Raw genomic sequence first — 18251 nt, 5'->3', positions numbered from 1 at the left:
CGCGCAGTGATAGCGCGGAGTGATTAACTTGTTGTGGGGTCGTTCGACCGTGAGCAGCAGCGTTACGGCTGTTCTCCCATACTCCGAACGGCGCCGGCGAGACGCCGAACGCCTTCCACGAGCTTCTCGGGCGAGTTCAGTGTGAAGTTCAGGCGGATGGCGTGACGATTCTTGCCCCAAGGATCGAAGACGCTGCTTGGACCGACGAGGACACCCGCCTCCATACCTTTCGCAACAAGATGGTCGGTGTCGATTGAGGTGTCGCGTGCTGTCGCCCAGACGAACATGCCACCGACCGGCACCTCCCATTCGAACCACTCGGCCAAGTGTTCGGTCATGGCCGCGCAGAGAGCGTCACGACGCTCTCGGTAGAGCTGGACGATACCCGGTCGCATCCGCTCCACCAGACCGTCCTGCATCGCCGCAAGTCCAACGCGCTGATTGAGGCCGCTCGAGCAGAGGTCCGTCCCCTGTTTGGCAGTGGCGAGCGCACGGATCACCTCCGGCGCGGCAATGATCCAGGCGATACGCAGGCCGGGAGCCAGCTCCTTCGAAAAGCTTCCCATGTAGATGACGCGGCCGTCGTAAACTTCGCCTCGCGACGACCGCGCCGAAAGCTCGATCAGGGTCGGCAGTGGCTTTCCGTCATAAAGCAGGACTCCATAGGGATCGTCCTCGACTAGCCACACGCCCGTCCGATGTGCTGCGTCGACGATGGCCTCGCGCGCGGAAAGATCGACCAGCTTGCCGGTCGGGTTCGAGAAATTGGGCACGGTATAGGCGAACTGCGCGCCCGCAAAGGACGCGCCAAGATCGGCTTCGCTATTTCCGAACACCACATCGCGGTAGTGCGGCTCCCGGGGCCGCCAGGCATCCATTGCGCCGACATAACTTGGGAACTGAGCGGCAATGATTCCGCCAGGTTCGATCAGCGTCTTGCCGATGATGTCGAGGCTCTGGGTCCCGCTCGCGGTAATCAGGACATTCTCGCGGCGCAGATGCAAATCCTCTGAGTTGAACCGGGCAGCGATCGCGTCTCGCAGTTCGGGCAGACCATCGGTCGGGCCGTAGCCGAGACATTCGTGAGGATGGTCGAGGATCACCCTGCGAGAGAGATCCGCGAGTTCAGCGCTCGGGAAGGTCTCCAGCGCTGGCAGGCCGCCGGCGATATTGATCAATCCGGGGATGCGCCCCGCTGCAACGAAACGGCTAGTTAGGTCGTTCGTCTTCATCAGCCAAGGGCAAAAGGACGGCGGTGAAATGATGCCGTGGGTGGATTTCAGGGCCAATCTGGTCATGGCAATACTCTCCCGGAGCCGCTTGGTCAGGCCGATATTACTTCGATGTTTTGGTTGCCGTTGTTCGACCTGATTGGCGGTTCGTGGAACTTCGCCAGAAGATCCGGCCAATCCTTGTTGAACTTCTCGAAACCCTGCTCCTTCACCGGGCCGAAGCCGCGCACGGCGCTCGGCGCAGTCGCAAGCGCCACCGCCTGTGCATGGTTCTCCTTCTTGAGGCCAACTGCGATCAGGTCGAGCGCTGCCTCGTAGCAGGCAATGAGCTCGCGCTCATGCTTCCGTTCGGCAGAGTAGCCAAACACGTCGAGCGGGGTCCCCCTGAGCGACTTGGCTTTCGCCAGCACTCGGAACAGGGATAGCGCCCAGGGCCCGAACGCGATCTTTCGCGGCCGTCCCGTGTTCCTATCCTTGCGGGCGAGCAGCGGCGGCGAGAGGTGGAATTTGAGCGTCGGCTTGCCGTCGAATGTCTGTTCAAGCTCGCGGCGGAATTCAGGGGCCGTGTAAAGCCGCGCAACCTCATACTCGTCCTTGTAGGCAAGGACGTTGGCGTAGTGGATCGCCACTGCCTTCGTGAGGCGGTCGGAGTCGGAGACAGCGCGCTCCGCGGCACGGATCCGCTCGACCCGCTCGCGATATTTCGCGGCGAGCTTCGCATCCTGGTAGCCTGTCAGGTGCCACGTGCGATGATCCAGGATCTCGTCGAGGCTCAATTCGGCGGCAGGCTTCTTGCGACCCTCGGCGAGCATTTCCGCGACGCGGTCAGGATAGGCGGCTGCAAAGCGGCCCCATTCGAAGGCGGCAAGATTGAAGTCGACCTGCACACCGTTCAGCGTGATCGCGTCGCGGATCGAAATCTCGGTGATCGGCAATGCTCCTTTCTGCCAGGCATAGCCGACCATCATCATGTTCACCGCGATCGCATTCCCCAGCGTCTTCATGGCGAGTTGCTGGAAATCCACGAAATCGGGTGCGTGCAGCCGCTCGCTCAGGCGCTTCACCATCAGGTGCTGCCGGAAATCGAAATCCCGGTTGGCGATGAAGCCAGCAACCGGCGTGACATGGGAATTCACCACGCCATAGGCCCGTTTCTCGTCGAAAAGCTCAACCGATGTCGGGGCGGTCGCCACGACAATGTCGGGGGCGAGCAGAAGATCCGCCTCACCGGTCACGACACGTGGTGAGCGGACTGCCTCGACCTCCGATGAGATTCGCACGTGGTTGGTGACGGCGCCGCCCTTTTGCGCCAGACCAGCCATGTCGAGAACCATGGACGCAGAACCGTCCATGTGCGCGGCCATGCCGAGAATGTGGCCGACGGTCAGAACACCGGTGCCCCCAACGCCCGTCACCACGATGTTGAACGGCTCGGGCGTTACGGCTCGCACCATCGGCTCCGGTAGAGCTGTATCAGGCCCTTTCGTGCTGCCCGGCGTCTTCGGACGCGCTCCGGCGACCGTCACAAAGGAGGGGCAGAATCCCTTGAGGCAGGACAGATCGACATTGCAGACCGACTGATTGATCTCGCGCTTGCGGCCCATCTCCGTCTCGAGCGGCTCGATGGCGACGCAATTGCTCTGTACCGAACAGTCACCGCATCCCTCACAGACGGCGGAATTGATGAAGGCGAACTCGGTCGGTTTCGGCAGCGTGCCGCGAGCCCGCTTGCGGCGCACTTCCGTCGCGCAGCCTTGGTCATAGATGATGACGGTGCATCCCGGCACGTCACGAAGGTGCTTTTGCACGGCATCCAACTCGTCGCGGTGCTTGACGACGGTTCCGGACGCAAGGGTGTTCTTGTCGAACGCCTCCGGGGTGGCGGATACGAGGTAGATCTCTTTTACACCTTCAGCAGCCACTTGGTGGGAGAGCGTCGGCACGTTCAAGGTCCCATCGAAGGCCTGCCCGCCGGTCATGGCGACGGCATCGTTGAACAGGATCTTGTAGGTGATGTTCGCATTCGCCGAGACCGCCTGTCGGATCGCCAGAATGCCGCTATGGAAATATGTCCCGTCGCCGAGATTGACGAAGATGTGCTTCTCGTCGGTGAAGGGAGAGGCGCCCACCCAAGTCACGCCTTCCGAACCCATATGGGTGAAGGTTTCGGTACTCCGGCCCATCCACTGGACCATCCAGTGACAGCCAATGCCCGCGAGGCCGCGGCTTCCTTCTGGCACCTTCGTCGAGGTATTGTGCGGACAGCCGGCGCAGAAATATGGCAGGCGTGACACCGGCGCCTCATATTGCTCGATATCCTTGCGGCGGCCGGAAAGAGCGTCGGCGCGAGAGCGGATGCGGCTGATGATATCATCGGGCATTCCCATCAATTCCAGCCGCGCGGCCACCGTTCTGGCGATCAGTTCGACCGAGAGATCGCCGTATCGGGGCAGGAGCAGTTCACCCTTCTCGTCAGTCTTGCCGACGACGCGCGGCCAGGTGTCGCGCCGCTGGTTGAAGAGTTGTTGCTTGATCTGGTGTTCGATAATCTCGCGGCGCTCCTCAACAACGAGGATTTCTTCGGCCTCCGGCACAAAGCGCTCGACCGTCACCGGATCGAGCGGCCACGCCATACCGATCTTCAGAACGGAAATGCCGATCAGGGCGGCGATCTCCCGATCGATGCCAAGCAAAGTCAGCGCCTCAAGCGCCTCCTCATGCGCCTTGCCCGACGCGACGATACCGAGCCGTGTGCGGGGTGATTGAAGCGTCACCCGGTCCACCCCATTGGCCCGGCCGAAGGCCGTTGCGGCGTCCAGCTTGTAGAGATGCAGCCTGCGGTCCTGGCTGACACGATCGTCGGGCCAGCGAAGGTTCAGGCCGTCGGCCGGCATCTCGAAATCGGTCGGCAGGATGAGTTCTCGGCGTTCCCCAGCAAGGTCGACAACGGCATTCGCCTCGACTGTGTCGGCGATCACCTTCATACCCACCCAAGCGCCCGAATAGCGCGACATTCCGATGCCGAGCAGGCCCATGGTGACGATTTCGTCAGGGCCTGAGGGAATGAGTACCGGCATCATGGCCGCCATGAGGGCCTGGTCGCTCTGATGCGGCAGAGGCGAGGACTTGCCGCCATGGTCGTCACCGGCCAGACAGAGAATGCCCCCATGCTTTGACGTACCGGCCGCATTACCGTGTTTGAAGACGTCGGCGCAGCGGTCGACACCTGGACCCTTCCCGTACCAGATGCCGAACACACCATCCTTCTTGGCACCAGGCGACAGGTGCAGTTGTTGGGAACCCCAGATGGCGGTCGCCCCTAGCTCCTCGTTGACTGCGGGTCGGACGACGATCTCATAAGGGTCGAGATATTTCTTCGCCTTCATCAGCGTGGCGTCGTAGGACCCGAGTGGCGAACCGCGATAGCCGGAGATGAACCCGGCGGTGTTGAGGCCGCGCGCGCGATCGTTCTGGATCTGGACGATGGGCAATCGGACTAGGGCTTGGACTCCGCCGAGAAAAATACGCCCGTCCGTGCGGGTGTAAGCATCGTCGAGCGCTGCCTTGGTCTTCGTCTGCGTAGCATTCTCCCGGAGAGCAACAGGCCCTTGTGTCATGACTTCCCTCTTTTTGTTGTATTCGGTACTGTCGAAATGTCAAAGTGCAGGCCGTTCGCCGCTCTCCCCAGATGCGTGCTTGCCGGACGGATTTCAGGCCGGCGGAATGCTCACGGTGTATCGAAGGGATGCAGCCAAACCTGATCAGAACAGCCGGTCAAGCCAGCTATATGGGTCGGGGGCTCGCCCGAACTGGATATCGGTCAGGGCCGCTTTGAGGCGTTGGGTGATCGGGCCAGGATTGCCGTCTGCGATTGTGAAGTCGTGGTTGCGACCCTTCACCTTGCCGATCGGCGTCACCACAGCGGCCGTCCCGCAAGCGAAGGCCTCCGCCACCCGACCGCTTCGAGCATCATGCTGCCACTGGTCAATCGTATAGGCCTCTTCCCGCACCGTCAGACCCATGCCGCGGGCGAGGGTAATAAGGGAGTCGCGGGTGATGCCCGGAAGGATCGTGCCGCTGAGCGGTGGTGTCTGCAGCGAGCCGTCGTCAAATACGAAAAAGATGTTCATGCCACCAAGCTCTTCCACCCAGCGCCGCTCGACGGCGTCGAGGAAGACGACCTGTGCGCAACCCTCCCGCTGCCCTTCGGCTTGAGCGGCAAGGCTTGCTGCGTAGTTGCCGCCACACTTGGCCGCACCCGTCCCGCCGGGAGCCGCGCGCGTGTAGTTCTCCGAAACCCAAAGCGTGACCGCCGGCGCGCCGCCCTTGAAATACGATGCGACAGGTGAGGCGATGACGCAAAACAGATACTCGGCGGCTGGCTTTGTCTCCAAGGCAACTTCCGTTCCGAGCATGAACGGCCGGAGATAAAGCGAAGCTCCCTCCGAGGACGGTATCCAGTCGCGGTCGAACCGCACCAGCGCGCGACAAGACTCCACGAATAATTCTTCAGGCAATACCGTCATCGCGAGGCGGTCGGCGGAATTGCGGAAACGGCGCGCATTGGCGTCCGGGCGAAACAGTGTCGCCCCGCCATCTGGCAGGCGGTAGGCCTTTAGGCCTTCAAAGATCTCGGGAGCATACTGAAGTGCAATGGTTGCAGGATCAAGCGCGAGCGCCTTGCGTGGCTCGATCTTCCAATTGTGCCATCCCTTGCGCGATGAGTATTTGATCGTCACCATATGATCGGTGAAGACCTTGCCGAAGCCCGGATTCTGCAACAAAGTATCACGTTCCGCAGGTGATACTGCATAAGGATGTTTTTCTACATCGAAAGTCAGTACCCCGTTTTTTTTCATTAATGTTCCCTCATCAGCGGCTTGTGAATGCGCTCAAGAGATTCATACAGGAGAACGCTTGGCATTTGGTGGCTATTATGCTCGAAATAATTTCATTATTGGCATTGGACGACGAGAATTCAGAAATCCTGGCAATTCAATGCCTCATTGAGAGAGGGGTAATCCATTGAGTAAGTTGGACGATGTCGATCGGCGGATACTGCGAGAGCTGCAGAAAGATGGCCGCATCCAAAACACGGAGCTCGCCGAACTGATCGGGCTCTCGCCGTCTCCCTGCCTGCGGCGCGTGAAGCAGCTCGAGGAAGCGGGCATCATCGAGCGTTATGTCGCTCTTCTCAACGCTTCGAAGATCGGCATGGGCCTCACTGTCTTTGCACGGATCTGGCTGACCAGCCAAGACGTGGACACGGTCGATCATTTCACCGAAGAGGTGAAGCGCTTACCACAGATCGTGGAATGCCATCTGATGGCCGGGGATTGCGACTTTATCCTGCGCGTCGTTGCATCCGATCTTGAAGACTATCGTCGATTCCAGATCAATCACCTCACGCGCATCAAGGGTGTGCAAAGCGTCAAGACGGAAATTCCGATGCAGAGGATCAAGCTGACATCAGAGTTACCGATATGAACTGTCGGGCGGGAGACAGCGTAGTTTGTACCGCTCAAATGTCGGAGCCCGTCGCCAATCTCGCCCGAGTCGATCGCAACATCCTCGCTCTGCTGCAATTGAACGGCCACATTCACTATATGGAGGCAGTCATACTATCACCCCGGTAGCAGGTGGCGCAGGACGCCGGCGCTGGCGACGCCAATCAGCACCGTGGGCAGCAACGGCAAGCGACTAGCGGCAAAAGACGTGAGTGCCAGCGAGGCAAGGTCCGCCGAATGGCCGGTTGCGAAGTGCGGCGCAATTACCGAAATCAGGACGCAACCTGGCGCAATATCCATCACGCGACGAAGACGCGGAGAGAGCGTCCGGTTTCCAAGAACGAGATAACCGCCGACACGAGTGAGCCAGGTCGCGATGGCCATCATCAAGATTGCTGCGAGTGTTAGGGGCGCGATGGTCATGAACGAGCTCCGAACCATGCGACCGCGACGCCGGAAATTACACCCGCCGGAACGTACCATGCGCCCGCGAAGGCGAGATCGACCGCAACGGCGACGATAAGGCTGACTAGCCAGGGGAGGGCAGCGCGGGTTCCTTTCCACATCCCTGCCAGAAGGACAAAGAAGACTGCAGGAAAGGCCATGTCGAATCCATAGGCGGTGATATCGCCGAGGACGGGACCAAGCTGCGCGCCCGCGGCCGTAAACACAACCCAAGTGCCGTATAGGCCAACAGACACGCCCATGAAGTAACCGAGGCTGAAAGCGGCCCTCTTCTCGCACTGACGCTCGCGCTTCTTTACATCCGCAAGGCTCATGGCCCAGCTTTCGTCGCACATGAAGAACAGGACAGTCAGCGCTTTGCGACGGGAGAGATGGCGAAGATAGGGAGCGAGTGCTGCCCCCATCAGCAGGTGTCGGCTGTTGACCAGAAGCGTTACGCCAACGATCAGCAACAGATGCGGCGGCGAGGTCCAGAGTGCGATGGCAGCGAACTCCGAGCCGCCACCAAAATTGAGACCTGTCAACAGCGGTACTTCAAGGCCGCTAAGGCCCCTTGCTGTCGCTTGCGCGCCAAGAACGAGGGCGAAGGGCACAAAGCCGATCATAACCGGCAGCGAATCCCGCAGTCCCCGATGAAATTGTGAAGGAAGAGAGCCCGCGATGGCTTCCATCTCGGTCGAGATACTCATTTTTAAGTCCAGACATGACAGAGTTGTTTTGTGGGGTTTTTACGCCACGTTCTGCGGCATTTGGTTGCGAAGTTAACCAAATATTGAGGTCCAGGCGGCATTGAAAGTGCCAAACAACGCCAGTGTTGGAATCTTATGCCCCTTTTGTACTGGTAAGGGCGATACGGCCAAGCGAAGCAACAATCCGCTTGTTGCTTGGGAGGCCTCGAATATTTCGAATCTTTGTCAGCCCTTCGGCTTTGGCTCGGGTTGACCGCAGACGTTAGGGGCGGACCGCCCTCGAACTGGAAACTCTCTGCATTGGCGGTGGGCGAGCGCGCCATCACATTGTTTTTCATCATTGCTGGCGGCTCTACGCATTTCTCAACATGGGACGCACTGACCACTGTCACAACTGCGTGAGGCCGGCGATAAAAATGGACATTGTGAAGCCAATGCCAGCAAGCATGCTCGCGCGGACGAGCTGACGCCAAGAGCATTCCGCTGGCTTGACCGCGATGACGACGCTGGCATTAGCGAGAGCGACAGCACGAGATCGTTCGACCAGGCCCCGGCATGGCACAGCAGACGGTCTATCGGCGGCTCCAAGCGATCGTGGGTTATGTCGGAGCGCGCAAGGCTGGCGTCGAGGATCCGTGTCGTAACACGTCGCCGCCATGGGCGTCAGACAGCACGATCAAATTGACCCGAGCTGGAGCGCGGTGAGGTCAGCAGGCGGGGGGCGGGATGAACAGGGGCACCAAGACATCGGGGAGCGGGTCATCAGCTTGACATGCGCGTCCCAAAATTCCTCAGTGGTCCTGGTGCGTTCCACTAGCTCGGCGGCGCGCAGTGCCAAGTCACTACCTGTCAGCGGTCGGTGGCGAAAGACGTAGCGCAACCGCTCGCTGAGCTCATCGCGGGCCTCGGCGATGTGCTTATTGGCTGCCCGGCAATAGGGACAGGCATAGCTCCCCTACTCGGCAAGCGTGATCTGTGCACTGTCGAGATCAAAATATGATCGACCACATCAGCAATCAAGCGATCCAGTCGATTGGCACTCCGCCTGCGACATTTCAGCGATCCTTTTCTCGTTCGACCGATACCGTTGCGGGCCCGCAATCGGCGCCAAGGAAGGAAGCCGATGTGAAACTGTCCTCATTACGACCATCGATTCCCTCGGGACTCCTCAGGTATTGCGTTGTCCCGAGAGAAACAGACGATAAGCGGGATTCTCTGTTTCCTCCCAGTATGGATAGCGAAGCGCATCGAGCGCACTGACGAAGCGGGCCCGCTCGCCGGGGTCCACTTCCACGCCTGCCAAGATACGCCCATAGTCGGCGCCGTGGTTGCGATAGTGGAACAAGGAGATATTCCACTCCGGGGCAAGGCTTTCGAGAAACTTCATCAGCGCACCCGGACGCTCCGGAAACTCAAACCGGTACAGCAACTCATTCTGGAGATTTGGCGCACGACCGCCGACCATGTAGCGGACGTGTGTCTTGGCCATTTCGTTATCGCTTAGGTCAAGGATCGGATAGCCTTCATCTTCGAGAAAGGCGATGACCTCCTTTTTCTCGGTCTCTCCGCGCGAGAGTGCAATTCCGACAAAAAGCTGCGCCGGCATAGAACCGTTTGCATAGCGATAGTTGAACTCGGTCACGGCCCGAGACCCAAGAATCCTAATAAAACGCCGGTAGCTGCCGGGCTTTTCTGGAACCGTCACTGCGAGAAGAGCCTCGCGGTGCTCACCGACCTCTGCCCGATCGGCGATCGTACGAAGCCGATCGAAATTCAGGTTTGCGCCGCTGTTCACAGCAATGAGACCACCGCTCCCAATCCCTCCCCGTTCGACATAGGCTTTGAGGCCGGCAAGAGCCAACGCACCGGACGGTTCTGCTATCGACCGCGTGTCATCGAAGATATCCTTAATCGCCGCGCACATCGCATCGATGTCGACCGTAATGATCTCGTCGAGCAGGTCATTACAGAGACGGAAGGTCTCGGTGCCGACCCTTCGAACCGCCACGCCGTCCGCGAAGAGGCCTACCTGGTCTAGGAGCACCGTTTCGCCAGCCGAGACAGCCGCAGCCATCGACGCCGCGTCGGATGGCTCCACGCCGATGACTTTGATCGACGGACGCAGGAACTTGATAAAAGCAGTGACGCCGGCAGCAAGCCCGCCGCCACCGATCGGAACGAATACCGCCTCGATCGCATCCGGATGCTGCCGCAGGATTTCCAGCCCGATCGTTCCCTGGCCGGCTATAACGTCGGGGTCGTCGAAAGGATGAACGAAGGTTTGGCCTCGTTCAACTTCCAACTCTCGCGCCCGAGCCTGCGCATCATCGAACGTATCGCCATGCAACACTACGTCGCCGCCGAGGCGCTTGACGGCCTCGACCTTAATGGTAGGTGTTGTGCGAGGCATCACGATCGTCGCCGGAATTCCGAGCTTGCCAGCAGCGAGGGCAACGCCTTGCGCATGATTGCCAGCCGATGCGCAGATCACGCCGCGTTCTCTCGCGCGCGGATCGAGCTTGACGATCTTGTTGTATGCGCCGCGAAGCTTGAACGAGAAGACGGGCTGTAGGTCCTCACGCTTCAGAAGGACAGGCCTCCCAAGACGTTCCGAAAGGCGCGTCATCGGCTCAAGTGGGGATTCGATCGCGACGTCGTACACGCGGGCGGTGAGGATGCTCTGCGCGTAATCGTTCAATGTTGGTCCACTGTTACTCATCTGTTCTCGCTTTCTACTTGTCATAACGCCGAACGGCGCTGCGTGATCGGAGACTGGGCCAATCCCTATCTGACCATGACTTTCACGGTCGAAGCGCAGATCGTCCGCGAGCTCCATCGGTTCCTGGTGAATGGGCCTTCCACATCGGCTCCAAGCCAGTCCTCTGGTCGAGCGCACAGCGCCGGCCGAAGCAGAGGTCGAGTACCACGAGCACACATCGTATGCGGTGTTCGTGACGTTCCCCGTCGTCAAACCGTCGACGGGATCTGGTCGGGTTGCGGACCGTCATAGCCTTCGGCAACCACGATATCAGCCTTTGAAACGTGGACGCGGAGTGCCTTGGCATCCGCATACTCGGGCGAGTGGTAGCAGTCGAGCGCGCTTTGATAGTCAGGGAATTCGATAACCACCGTCCGGGATCGAACCGTTCCTTCAACATTGGTCGCAGCGCCGCCTCGCACCATGAAGCGAGCGCCGTATTTCCTGAGCGGGACCGCATTCGCCGTCACATAAGCCTTATATGCCTCGATATCGTCGATATCGACCAATGCGATCCAATAGCCTTTTGCCATTCGAATTCCTCCCTTAGATTGGCGCTAATTGCAGGGCTCCCGTCAGACTGAGGCCATGGCTGGCCGAGGCGTACCGCAGTTATCTCATCGATAGAATCGGGACCTGCACGACTGAGAGGTAGCTCAACTGCCGTTCCGCTTGGGGACCCCTTCCGGCGGCAGATCGACACTGCCGAGATCCCTCTGAAGCTGGTTGATATAGTGGACAAACGCCACGCGATCGTCGAACGAGAAGTGGGACGTCGCCTGGTCGTAAAATTGATAGATTCGTTGAAGCGTCTCTTTCCAGTAGTCCTGGCCACGCGGAGTGAGCTGGACGAGACGCGCGCGCTTGTCCCCGTTGCCGGTGACTCGCTGCACAAGGCCATCCCGCTCGAGGCGCTTGATAACGCCATCGAGATTCTGCCGCGTCACGACGAGGTAGTCACCGAGCTGCCCGAAGGGGATGCCGTCCGCAAACCTCTCCTGAGAGAGGGCGCCGAGGACGGCCCACTGCACCGTGGTGATACCGAGCTGCTGGACGGACTTCCGTTGCAATTCGTTGGCAAGCTGAAAGAGCCGGAAGAACATGCGGTTATTGAGTTGGTCATTGCCGGCGTTGCGTGTCGGCGTCCGCTGCGGAGCGACATGATCATCGGGTTCAAAGGCATCATCCGACTGTCGCCGACGATGAGCCGGAGAAGATGTGTGGTGCGGTCCAGCCATTTCGTTTTCCGATACTCCGTCGAAATCATACCGTTGGAGCGCTGGCGCCCTTCTGGTCTTCAAATTTCTATTAGTCACAATGTCCGCCTTCCACTATATCCGTCGTCTGAAGCTGCAGAAACCTGCCCGTATATTCTTACAAATCTTACCGAGCGCCGTATCCTGTATCATCCTCCACACCGTGCAGGAACTCAGCCACTGCATCGAGTGTGACCTGTTCGGCGTCAATATGAGGATTGTGGCCGCTCTCCGGGAGCTCCAGAATCGACGGTAGCCGTCCGGCACATCTGGCGATCAGGCGCGCATGCTCCATCGTGCCAAACGGATCACTTGAGCCTTGAATCACAAGCAATGGTAAGCTCAGTTTGTCAAGTTCACCGACAATCGTCCAGTCGCGGAATTGCGGAAGTGACCATGGTTGTGACCATCCTTGGAATGCGCCGACGGCGTCGCGGTGATAACGAGCGAGTTTCCGGAGTAGGAAGGGATCTGTTTCGAACCGCTCAGTCAGGGCCCTTACTCCATCAAGGGTGATCTGTTCGGCGAAGACGTGCGGCGCCTCGACGACGGCCGAGCGCACCCGATCAGGAAATGCTGATGCGAAGAGGAGCGCAATCGTTGCACCATCGCTATGGCCATAGAGATGGCATTGCTCGACACTAAGCGCGTCGAGTAGGCGCGGCAGGAATTGTCGTGCCTCCTCGTGAAGGTAGTTCTCGTCGTGGACCTTCGGAGGTGGGGACGAGCCGCCGCATCCCTGGCGGGAATAAGCCAATGCAGGATGGCCCGTGATGTGCGCCACCTTCTGCGGAAAGCCCTTCCAGTCCGCAACGCAACCAAAACCGTGATGTAGGAAAACGATCGGCGCCTTTCGCGACCGATCGCTCTCCTCGGTTTCAGAGCTGAACCAGGCATGCTCGATCGACGATCCTTCAATCTCGATTGTTCGCATGGTGGGTATCCGTTCTGTGTCGTGCTGGTTGGGCTGGATAGCTGGCCCCCGTCAGCGGAACTTGGGTGCGCGCTTCTCAAGAAAGGCCCTAACGCCTTCCTTCGATTCCTCGGTCTGGTAGAATAGGCTGAGCGCCTGCATGCCGATCCCGGAAATTCCACGGATCGACTCGGAGTCCAGATTGAAGGACTTCTTGGCGATGGCGATCGCCGTCGGGCTCAGCGCGGCGATTTCCGCGCACCAGCGATCCACCTCGGCGTCCAATTCCTCGGGCGCCACAACGGCATTGATGAGGCCCATCTGAAGGGCCTGTTCGGCAGGATACCGCCGGCACAGCATCCAGATTTCGCGCGCCTTCTTTTCACCGACGACGCGCGCGAGCAACGCGGTTCCAAAGCCCGGGTCGACCGAGCCGACTTTTGGCCCGACCTGGCCGAAGACGGCGGTGGACGAGGCGATGGCGAGATCGCAGCAGGTCACAAGCACGTTCCCACCGCCAATGGCGAAACCGTTGACTCGAGCGATCACTGGCTTCGGAACATCCCGGATCAGGCTCTGCAATTCCTCGACCGGAAGGCCGATGATGCCACGACCGTCATAGGCACCGTCATGGGCGGATTGGTCACCTCCTGTGCAGAATGCTTTCGGCCCAGCGCCGGTGAGGACGATCGCCGCGATCGCCTTGTCCCATCCAGCCTTGTTGATGGCATGGATCAACTCCTCGCAGGTCTGGCCGCGGAAGGCATTGTACTTCTCCGGCCGGTTGATAGTGATCCAGGCGGCTGCTTCGCGAACCTCGTAGATGATGTCCTGATAGTCCATATCTTGCTCCTTAGCCGTGCATCGTTAGTCCGCCGGACACGCTGATCACCTGGCCTGTGATGAAATCCGCGTCGCTGCTCGCGAAGAACGCGATCATGCCGGGAATGTCGTCCGGCTGGCCGAGACGCTTCAGCGGGATGGCCTTCTGCAGTTTGTCATAAATCTTCTGGCCGTATTCTCCTTCGCCGACGAAGGAGCGGAGCAGAGCGGTATCAGTGGGGCCGGGGCACACCACATTGACGCGGATATTGTCGCGGGCGCATTCGCGCGCCACAGTCTTCGAAAAGGCGATCAGGCCACCCTTGCACGCCGAATAGACGGACTCGCCAGATGAGCCGACCCGGCCGGCATCCGACGCGATGTTGATGACCTTGCCCCCGCCGGCCGCAATCAGGTGAGGAAGCACCGCCTTGTGCAGATTGAGCGGCCCGCGCAGGTTAATCGCGATGATCTTGTCCCACAGTTCCGGCTCGGTGTCGAGAAAGGGCTTGGCGATGTCCCAGCCGGCATTGTTGACGAGAACATCGATCTTTCCGAAATGGACAACCGCCTTGCCAGTCGCCGCGACGACATCCTCATAGCTGGTGATGTCGAACGCCAGCGGCAGGACATCGCCGCCGCGGCCACGAAGCTCGCGGGCGAACTCGCAAAGTGACGCCTCGTTGACGTCGGCGGCTACGAGCTTGACGCCCTCATCGACGAACCGATTGCATATCGCCCGGCCGATGCCCCCAGCGGCGCCGGTGACAAGCACGACGCGGTCCTTCAAACCTTTCATTGTCTACTCCATGTTCGAGCGTCAGGCGCTCTTTTCGGTTTCTTGAACGAGATGGCGAAGTCTGAACTTCTGCACCTTCCCGGTGGCCGTTCTTTCGATCGGTCCGAAGATCACGCGGTCCGGAACCTTGTATTTGGCGAGACGGGCGCGACAAAAATCGAGCAGCTCCTTTTCCGTGATCTGGTTTGAGGCACCCGGTTTGAGTTCCACGAAGGCGCAGGGGCGCTCGCCCCAGCGGTCGCTGTGCATGGCAACGACGGCAGCGTATGAAACGGCCGGGTGCTTGAAGAGGACGTCCTCGATCTCGATCGACGAGATGTTCTCGCCGCCGGAGATGATGATGTCCTTGGTGCGGTCCTTGATCTCGATGTAGCCGTCTTCATGGACCACGGCGAGGTCACCGGTATGATACCAGCCGCCCTTGAAAGCCTCTTCCGTCGCTTCCGGGTTCTTGAGATAACCCTTCATGCCGAAGCTACCGCGGAACAGGACCTCGCCGATCGCCAGTCCATTGTGGGGAACCGGCTCGAGCGTGATCGGGTCTGCGACCATCATTGCGTCGGTAACAGCGGTGCGCACGCCCTGACGCGCCATCTTCTTCGACCGCGCTTCGGGATCCAGTGTGTCCCATTCCCGATGCCAGTCGCAAAGCGTCGTGACGCTGTGCAATTCGGTCGAGCCATAGACGTGGCGGACAATAAAACCGAGGGCCTCGGTCTCTTTCAAAACCGCAGCAGGCGGAGCTGCTCCGGCGGTCATGACCGAGACGGGACGATAGAGCTTCCGTCCGGCGGCCTTGCCACTGTCGATCAGCATGCCGAGAACTGTCGGCGCGCCGCACAGATGCGTGACGTTATGCGTTTCGATCGCTGCAAAAATGTCTTCGGGCACGACCTTGCGCAGGCAAACATGGGTGCCCCCGACTGCCGCTATCGCCCAGGAAAAGCACCAGCCGTTGCAATGGAACATCGGCAGGGTCCAGAGATAGACCGAGTCGGCATCCATCTTGTGATGCAGGAGCTGCCCGAGCGAAATCAGGTAGGCGCCGCGGTGATGGTAGAGCACGCCCTTGGGGTTTCCGGTTGTGCCAGAAGTGTAGTTCAGTGCGAGCGCCTCGAATTCGTCCTCCGGCCAGTAGACCGGATCCTCGGCATGACCGCGCTTCAGGAACTCCTCGTAGGTGTAGTAGCCGATGCGCTCGCCGCCTTCAGCAAGCGAGTCTTCGATATCGACCACGACCGGCTTGCTCTGCATCAGCGCCAGCGCATCCTGCGCCACCCCGCTGAACTGTTTGTCGACGAGGAAGACCTTGGCCTCGCAGTGTTCGAGGATGAAGGCGATGGCCGCAGCATCGAGACGGATGTTCAGCGTATTGAGAAGGCCGCCCGACATCGGCACACCGAAATGCGCTTCCAGCATCGCCGGCGTGTTGGGAGACAGGATCGCAACCGTGTCGCCCTTGCGAATGCCGGTCCGCATCAGCGCCGATGCGAGCTGCTTGCAGCGTTGTGAATACTGCCGCCAGGTGTGGCGTTCTTCTCCATGAATGATCGCCACGCGGTCGGGAAACACATCCGCCGCGCGAAGCAGGAAGCTTAACGGCGTGAGTGGCCTGAAGTTCGCCGGCCTTCTTTGTAGAAAATCTGCGTCGAGATTGAGTGTCACGTATTCCTCCTGACCGCTTCACTTTGTTGCTTGATGGGCGCGTCGCCTCTTGGGGCCGACAGCCGACAGTTGCGAGCCTCCAACCGCCCGCTCAGATATTGTTGCCGATCACCGCGCCCTCGTAGATCGCGCGCTTGGCGTCGAGTTCGCCCGCGAGTTTCGCCCCGCCGATGATGTGAACCGATTGGCCGCGCGCCTCGAGCTCGTCGGCAAGACCGCGTACCGATTCCTGGCCCGCGCAAACGACGATCGTGTCGGCAGGCAAGACTTCGATCTGGCCTGACACCTCGATATGCAGGCCCTCTGCATCGATCTTCAAATATCGGGCCTCGCCGATCTGGCGCACGCCAAGGTCTTTCAACTCCTTCCTGAGAATCCAACCGGTGCTCTTTCCGAGCGTGCGGCCGAAGGAACCCGGCGAGCGCTTGACCATCGTGACGCTGCGTTTGGATGGGTGCGGCTGCGGTCTGCCGTGGACGCCCCAGCGCTCTTCGAACTCTCTGATCGATTGAGGCTCGTGATCGTCGCCAAGCGCCGCAAACAGCGCGACGTCATGCCCGATACCTCCCGCGCCGATGACGACGACCCGCTCACCGGCCTTCACCGAACCGTCAAGAATGCTGGTGTAGCCGACGACGCGCGGATCGTCGGCGCCCGGGATATCGAGCAGCCGCGGCGTGACGCCGGTCGAGACGACGACATCATCGAAATTCTCGCGACCAAGCGTGTCGATGCCGACACGCTGGCCCGTGCGAACATGCACCCCGGCATCATCGAGCTGGCGCCTGAAACCTTCGATGGCGCGGCCATAATCCTCCTTGCCGGGAACACGGGCGGCAAGCGTGAATTGTCCACCGATCTCAGGTCCGGCTTCGTAGAGCGTAACGTCGTGACCGCGCCGACCAGCCTCCAGCGCCGCCGAAATGCCGGCGACGCCGCCGCCGACGACGGCGATCCGCTTGGAGCGATCCGCCGGCAGGTCGGAAAATTCTCCTTCGCGCGCGGCGCGCGGATTGACCAAGCAACTGATAACCTGATCAGTGAAGTAGTGATCGAGGCAAGCCTGGTTGCAGGCAATACAGATGTTGATCTGTTCGGGGTGACCCCGCCTGATCTTGCTGACGAAAGCGGCATCGGCAAGAAACGGGCGCGCCATCGAAATCAGATCGGCCGAGCCGTCGGCGATGAGACGCTCGGCATCCTCGGGAAGGTTGATCCGGTTGCTCGCAGTGACCGGTATCGACACCGCCGCCTTGATCCGCCGCGTGGCCTCTGCGAAAGCGGCATGGGGAACGGTCCCCGCGATCGTCGGCACGGTGGATTCGTGCCAGCCGATACCTGTCGACAGACAGTCAGCCCCAGCCTGTTCGACCTGCCGTGCGAGCCAGACCGTCTCTTCGTCGGTGAGACCGCCTTCGATCAGCTCAAGCGCGGAAATGCGATAGGATAGGATAGCGTTGTCGCCGAGCGCGTCCCGAACAGCGCGAACGACCGCGAGGGGAAAGCGGGCCCGATTTTCCAGCGATCCGCCCCATTCGTCTTCACGCTGGTTCGTCCTGGACGCCAGAAACTGACTGATCAGATAGCCCTCCGAGCCCATGACCTCGACGCCGTCGTAGCCGGCCTCGATTGCCAGCCGTGCGGTGTTCGCGTAGGCAGTAATCGTCTCTTCGATTTCGGAGGCAGGGAGCTCGCGCGGACTGTCACGGTTGATCGGCGACTTGATCGCCGAGGGGGCAACGATCGCCGGATGATAGCCATAGCGGCCGGCGTGAAGAATCTGCAAGAGAATCCGCCCGCCCGCAGCGTGAACGGCATCAGCGACCTTGCGATGGGCTGCCACCTGGTCGGGGGACTCGAAGGTTCCCGGCTCATCTTTCATGCGACCCGCGAATGTCGGGGCGAACCCACCGGTGATAATAAGCCCAACGCCGCCTTTGGCTCTCTCGGCATAGAAGCGGCCAAGCTGCTCAAATCGCTCCGGATGGCATTCAATGCCCGTATGCATCGATCCCATTACCACGCGGTTGGCCAAAGTGACCTCGCCTACGCGAACAGGGCTCAACAGAGCGGAATATTCCTCGCTCATCGATATTGCTCCTCCCAAACCAACGTCCCCCTCCTATCAGGAAGCCATCTTGTATA

General features: G+C 60.2%; 16 protein-coding genes. 1 reads left to right on the top strand and 15 read right to left on the bottom strand.

Features of this window, described 5'->3' with window-relative positions:
- Positions 1 to 62 precede the first annotated feature (62 nt).
- The 3 genes from CFBP4996_RS27660 to CFBP4996_RS27650 all read right to left on the bottom strand — a co-directional run bounded on the left by CFBP4996_RS27660 (position 63) and on the right by CFBP4996_RS27650 (position 6091).
- Entirely contained in the window at positions 63 to 1298 is a 1236-nt protein-coding gene (locus tag CFBP4996_RS27660) for an aminotransferase-like domain-containing protein (protein ID WP_080855133.1), read from the bottom strand.
- A 26-nt stretch (positions 1299 to 1324) separates the two neighbouring features.
- Entirely contained in the window at positions 1325 to 4849 is a 3525-nt protein-coding gene (locus tag CFBP4996_RS27655; protein WP_080855132.1) for an indolepyruvate ferredoxin oxidoreductase family protein, read from the bottom strand.
- Positions 4850 to 4993: 144 nt separating this feature from the next.
- On the bottom strand, positions 4994 to 6091 hold the full coding sequence (locus tag CFBP4996_RS27650; RefSeq protein WP_080855131.1) for a branched-chain amino acid aminotransferase: 1098 nt from the start codon (positions 6089 to 6091) through the stop codon (positions 4994 to 4996).
- 166 nt (positions 6092 to 6257) lie between these two features.
- On the opposite strand from CFBP4996_RS27650, the gene CFBP4996_RS27645 reads away from it, so the two are divergent.
- Entirely contained in the window at positions 6258 to 6719 is a 462-nt protein-coding gene (locus CFBP4996_RS27645; protein ID WP_080855130.1) for an Lrp/AsnC family transcriptional regulator, read from the top strand.
- Positions 6720 to 6856: 137 nt separating this feature from the next.
- Here CFBP4996_RS27645 and CFBP4996_RS27640 read toward each other — a convergent pair whose 3' ends face one another.
- The 12 genes from CFBP4996_RS27640 to CFBP4996_RS27580 all read right to left on the bottom strand — a co-directional run bounded on the left by CFBP4996_RS27640 (position 6857) and on the right by CFBP4996_RS27580 (position 18195).
- Positions 6857 to 7162, bottom strand: coding sequence for an AzlD family protein (locus CFBP4996_RS27640; protein WP_080855129.1), 306 nt, complete (start codon positions 7160 to 7162; stop codon positions 6857 to 6859).
- Complete coding sequence (locus CFBP4996_RS27635; RefSeq protein ID WP_080855128.1) at positions 7159 to 7893, bottom strand: AzlC family ABC transporter permease; 735 nt, start codon at positions 7891 to 7893, stop codon at positions 7159 to 7161. Before CFBP4996_RS27635 ends, CFBP4996_RS27640 begins: the two co-directional genes overlap by 4 nt.
- Before the next feature lie 388 nt (positions 7894 to 8281).
- Positions 8282 to 8551 carry a Na+/H+ antiporter NhaA gene (locus tag CFBP4996_RS27630; RefSeq protein ID WP_121490359.1) on the bottom strand — a complete coding sequence of 90 codons (270 nt, stop codon included), beginning with the start codon at positions 8549 to 8551 and terminating at the stop codon, positions 8282 to 8284.
- 18 nt (positions 8552 to 8569) lie between these two features.
- A complete protein-coding gene (locus tag CFBP4996_RS27625; RefSeq protein ID WP_205529301.1) occupies positions 8570 to 8806 on the bottom strand; it encodes a DsbA family protein in 237 nt (78 codons plus the stop codon).
- 255 nt (positions 8807 to 9061) lie between these two features.
- On the bottom strand, positions 9062 to 10612 hold the full coding sequence (ilvA, locus tag CFBP4996_RS27620) for a threonine ammonia-lyase, biosynthetic (protein ID WP_080855127.1): 1551 nt from the start codon (positions 10610 to 10612) through the stop codon (positions 9062 to 9064).
- A gap of 248 nt (positions 10613 to 10860) precedes the next feature.
- Complete coding sequence (locus CFBP4996_RS27610; RefSeq protein ID WP_080855126.1) at positions 10861 to 11184, bottom strand: DUF1330 domain-containing protein; 324 nt, start codon at positions 11182 to 11184, stop codon at positions 10861 to 10863.
- A 123-nt stretch (positions 11185 to 11307) separates the two neighbouring features.
- Positions 11308 to 11889: a MarR family winged helix-turn-helix transcriptional regulator gene (locus CFBP4996_RS27605; protein WP_080855125.1), complete on the bottom strand. Its 582-nt coding sequence runs from the start codon at positions 11887 to 11889 to the stop codon at positions 11308 to 11310.
- 145 nt (positions 11890 to 12034) lie between these two features.
- The gene (locus CFBP4996_RS27600; RefSeq protein ID WP_080855124.1) at positions 12035 to 12841 is read right to left on the bottom strand and encodes an alpha/beta fold hydrolase; all 807 of its coding nucleotides are present in this window, start codon (positions 12839 to 12841) and stop codon (positions 12035 to 12037) included.
- Between the two features lie 51 nt (positions 12842 to 12892).
- Entirely contained in the window at positions 12893 to 13663 is a 771-nt protein-coding gene (locus CFBP4996_RS27595; protein WP_080855123.1) for an enoyl-CoA hydratase-related protein, read from the bottom strand.
- Between the two features lie 10 nt (positions 13664 to 13673).
- The gene (locus CFBP4996_RS27590; protein ID WP_080855122.1) at positions 13674 to 14441 is read right to left on the bottom strand and encodes a glucose 1-dehydrogenase; all 768 of its coding nucleotides are present in this window, start codon (positions 14439 to 14441) and stop codon (positions 13674 to 13676) included.
- Positions 14442 to 14462: 21 nt separating this feature from the next.
- Positions 14463 to 16106, bottom strand: coding sequence for an AMP-binding protein (locus tag CFBP4996_RS27585; RefSeq protein ID WP_080855121.1), 1644 nt, complete (start codon positions 16104 to 16106; stop codon positions 14463 to 14465).
- Positions 16107 to 16197: 91 nt separating this feature from the next.
- A complete protein-coding gene (locus tag CFBP4996_RS27580; protein ID WP_080855120.1) occupies positions 16198 to 18195 on the bottom strand; it encodes an NADPH-dependent 2,4-dienoyl-CoA reductase in 1998 nt (665 codons plus the stop codon).
- Positions 18196 to 18251: the final 56 nt, after the last annotated feature.

The sequence above is a fragment of the Agrobacterium leguminum genome (assembly GCF_005144435.2).
Classification (GTDB): Bacteria; Pseudomonadota; Alphaproteobacteria; order Rhizobiales; family Rhizobiaceae; genus Agrobacterium; species Agrobacterium leguminum.
Note: the sequence above shows the minus strand (reverse complement) of the source record. Positions and strands in the feature narration are given on the sequence as shown.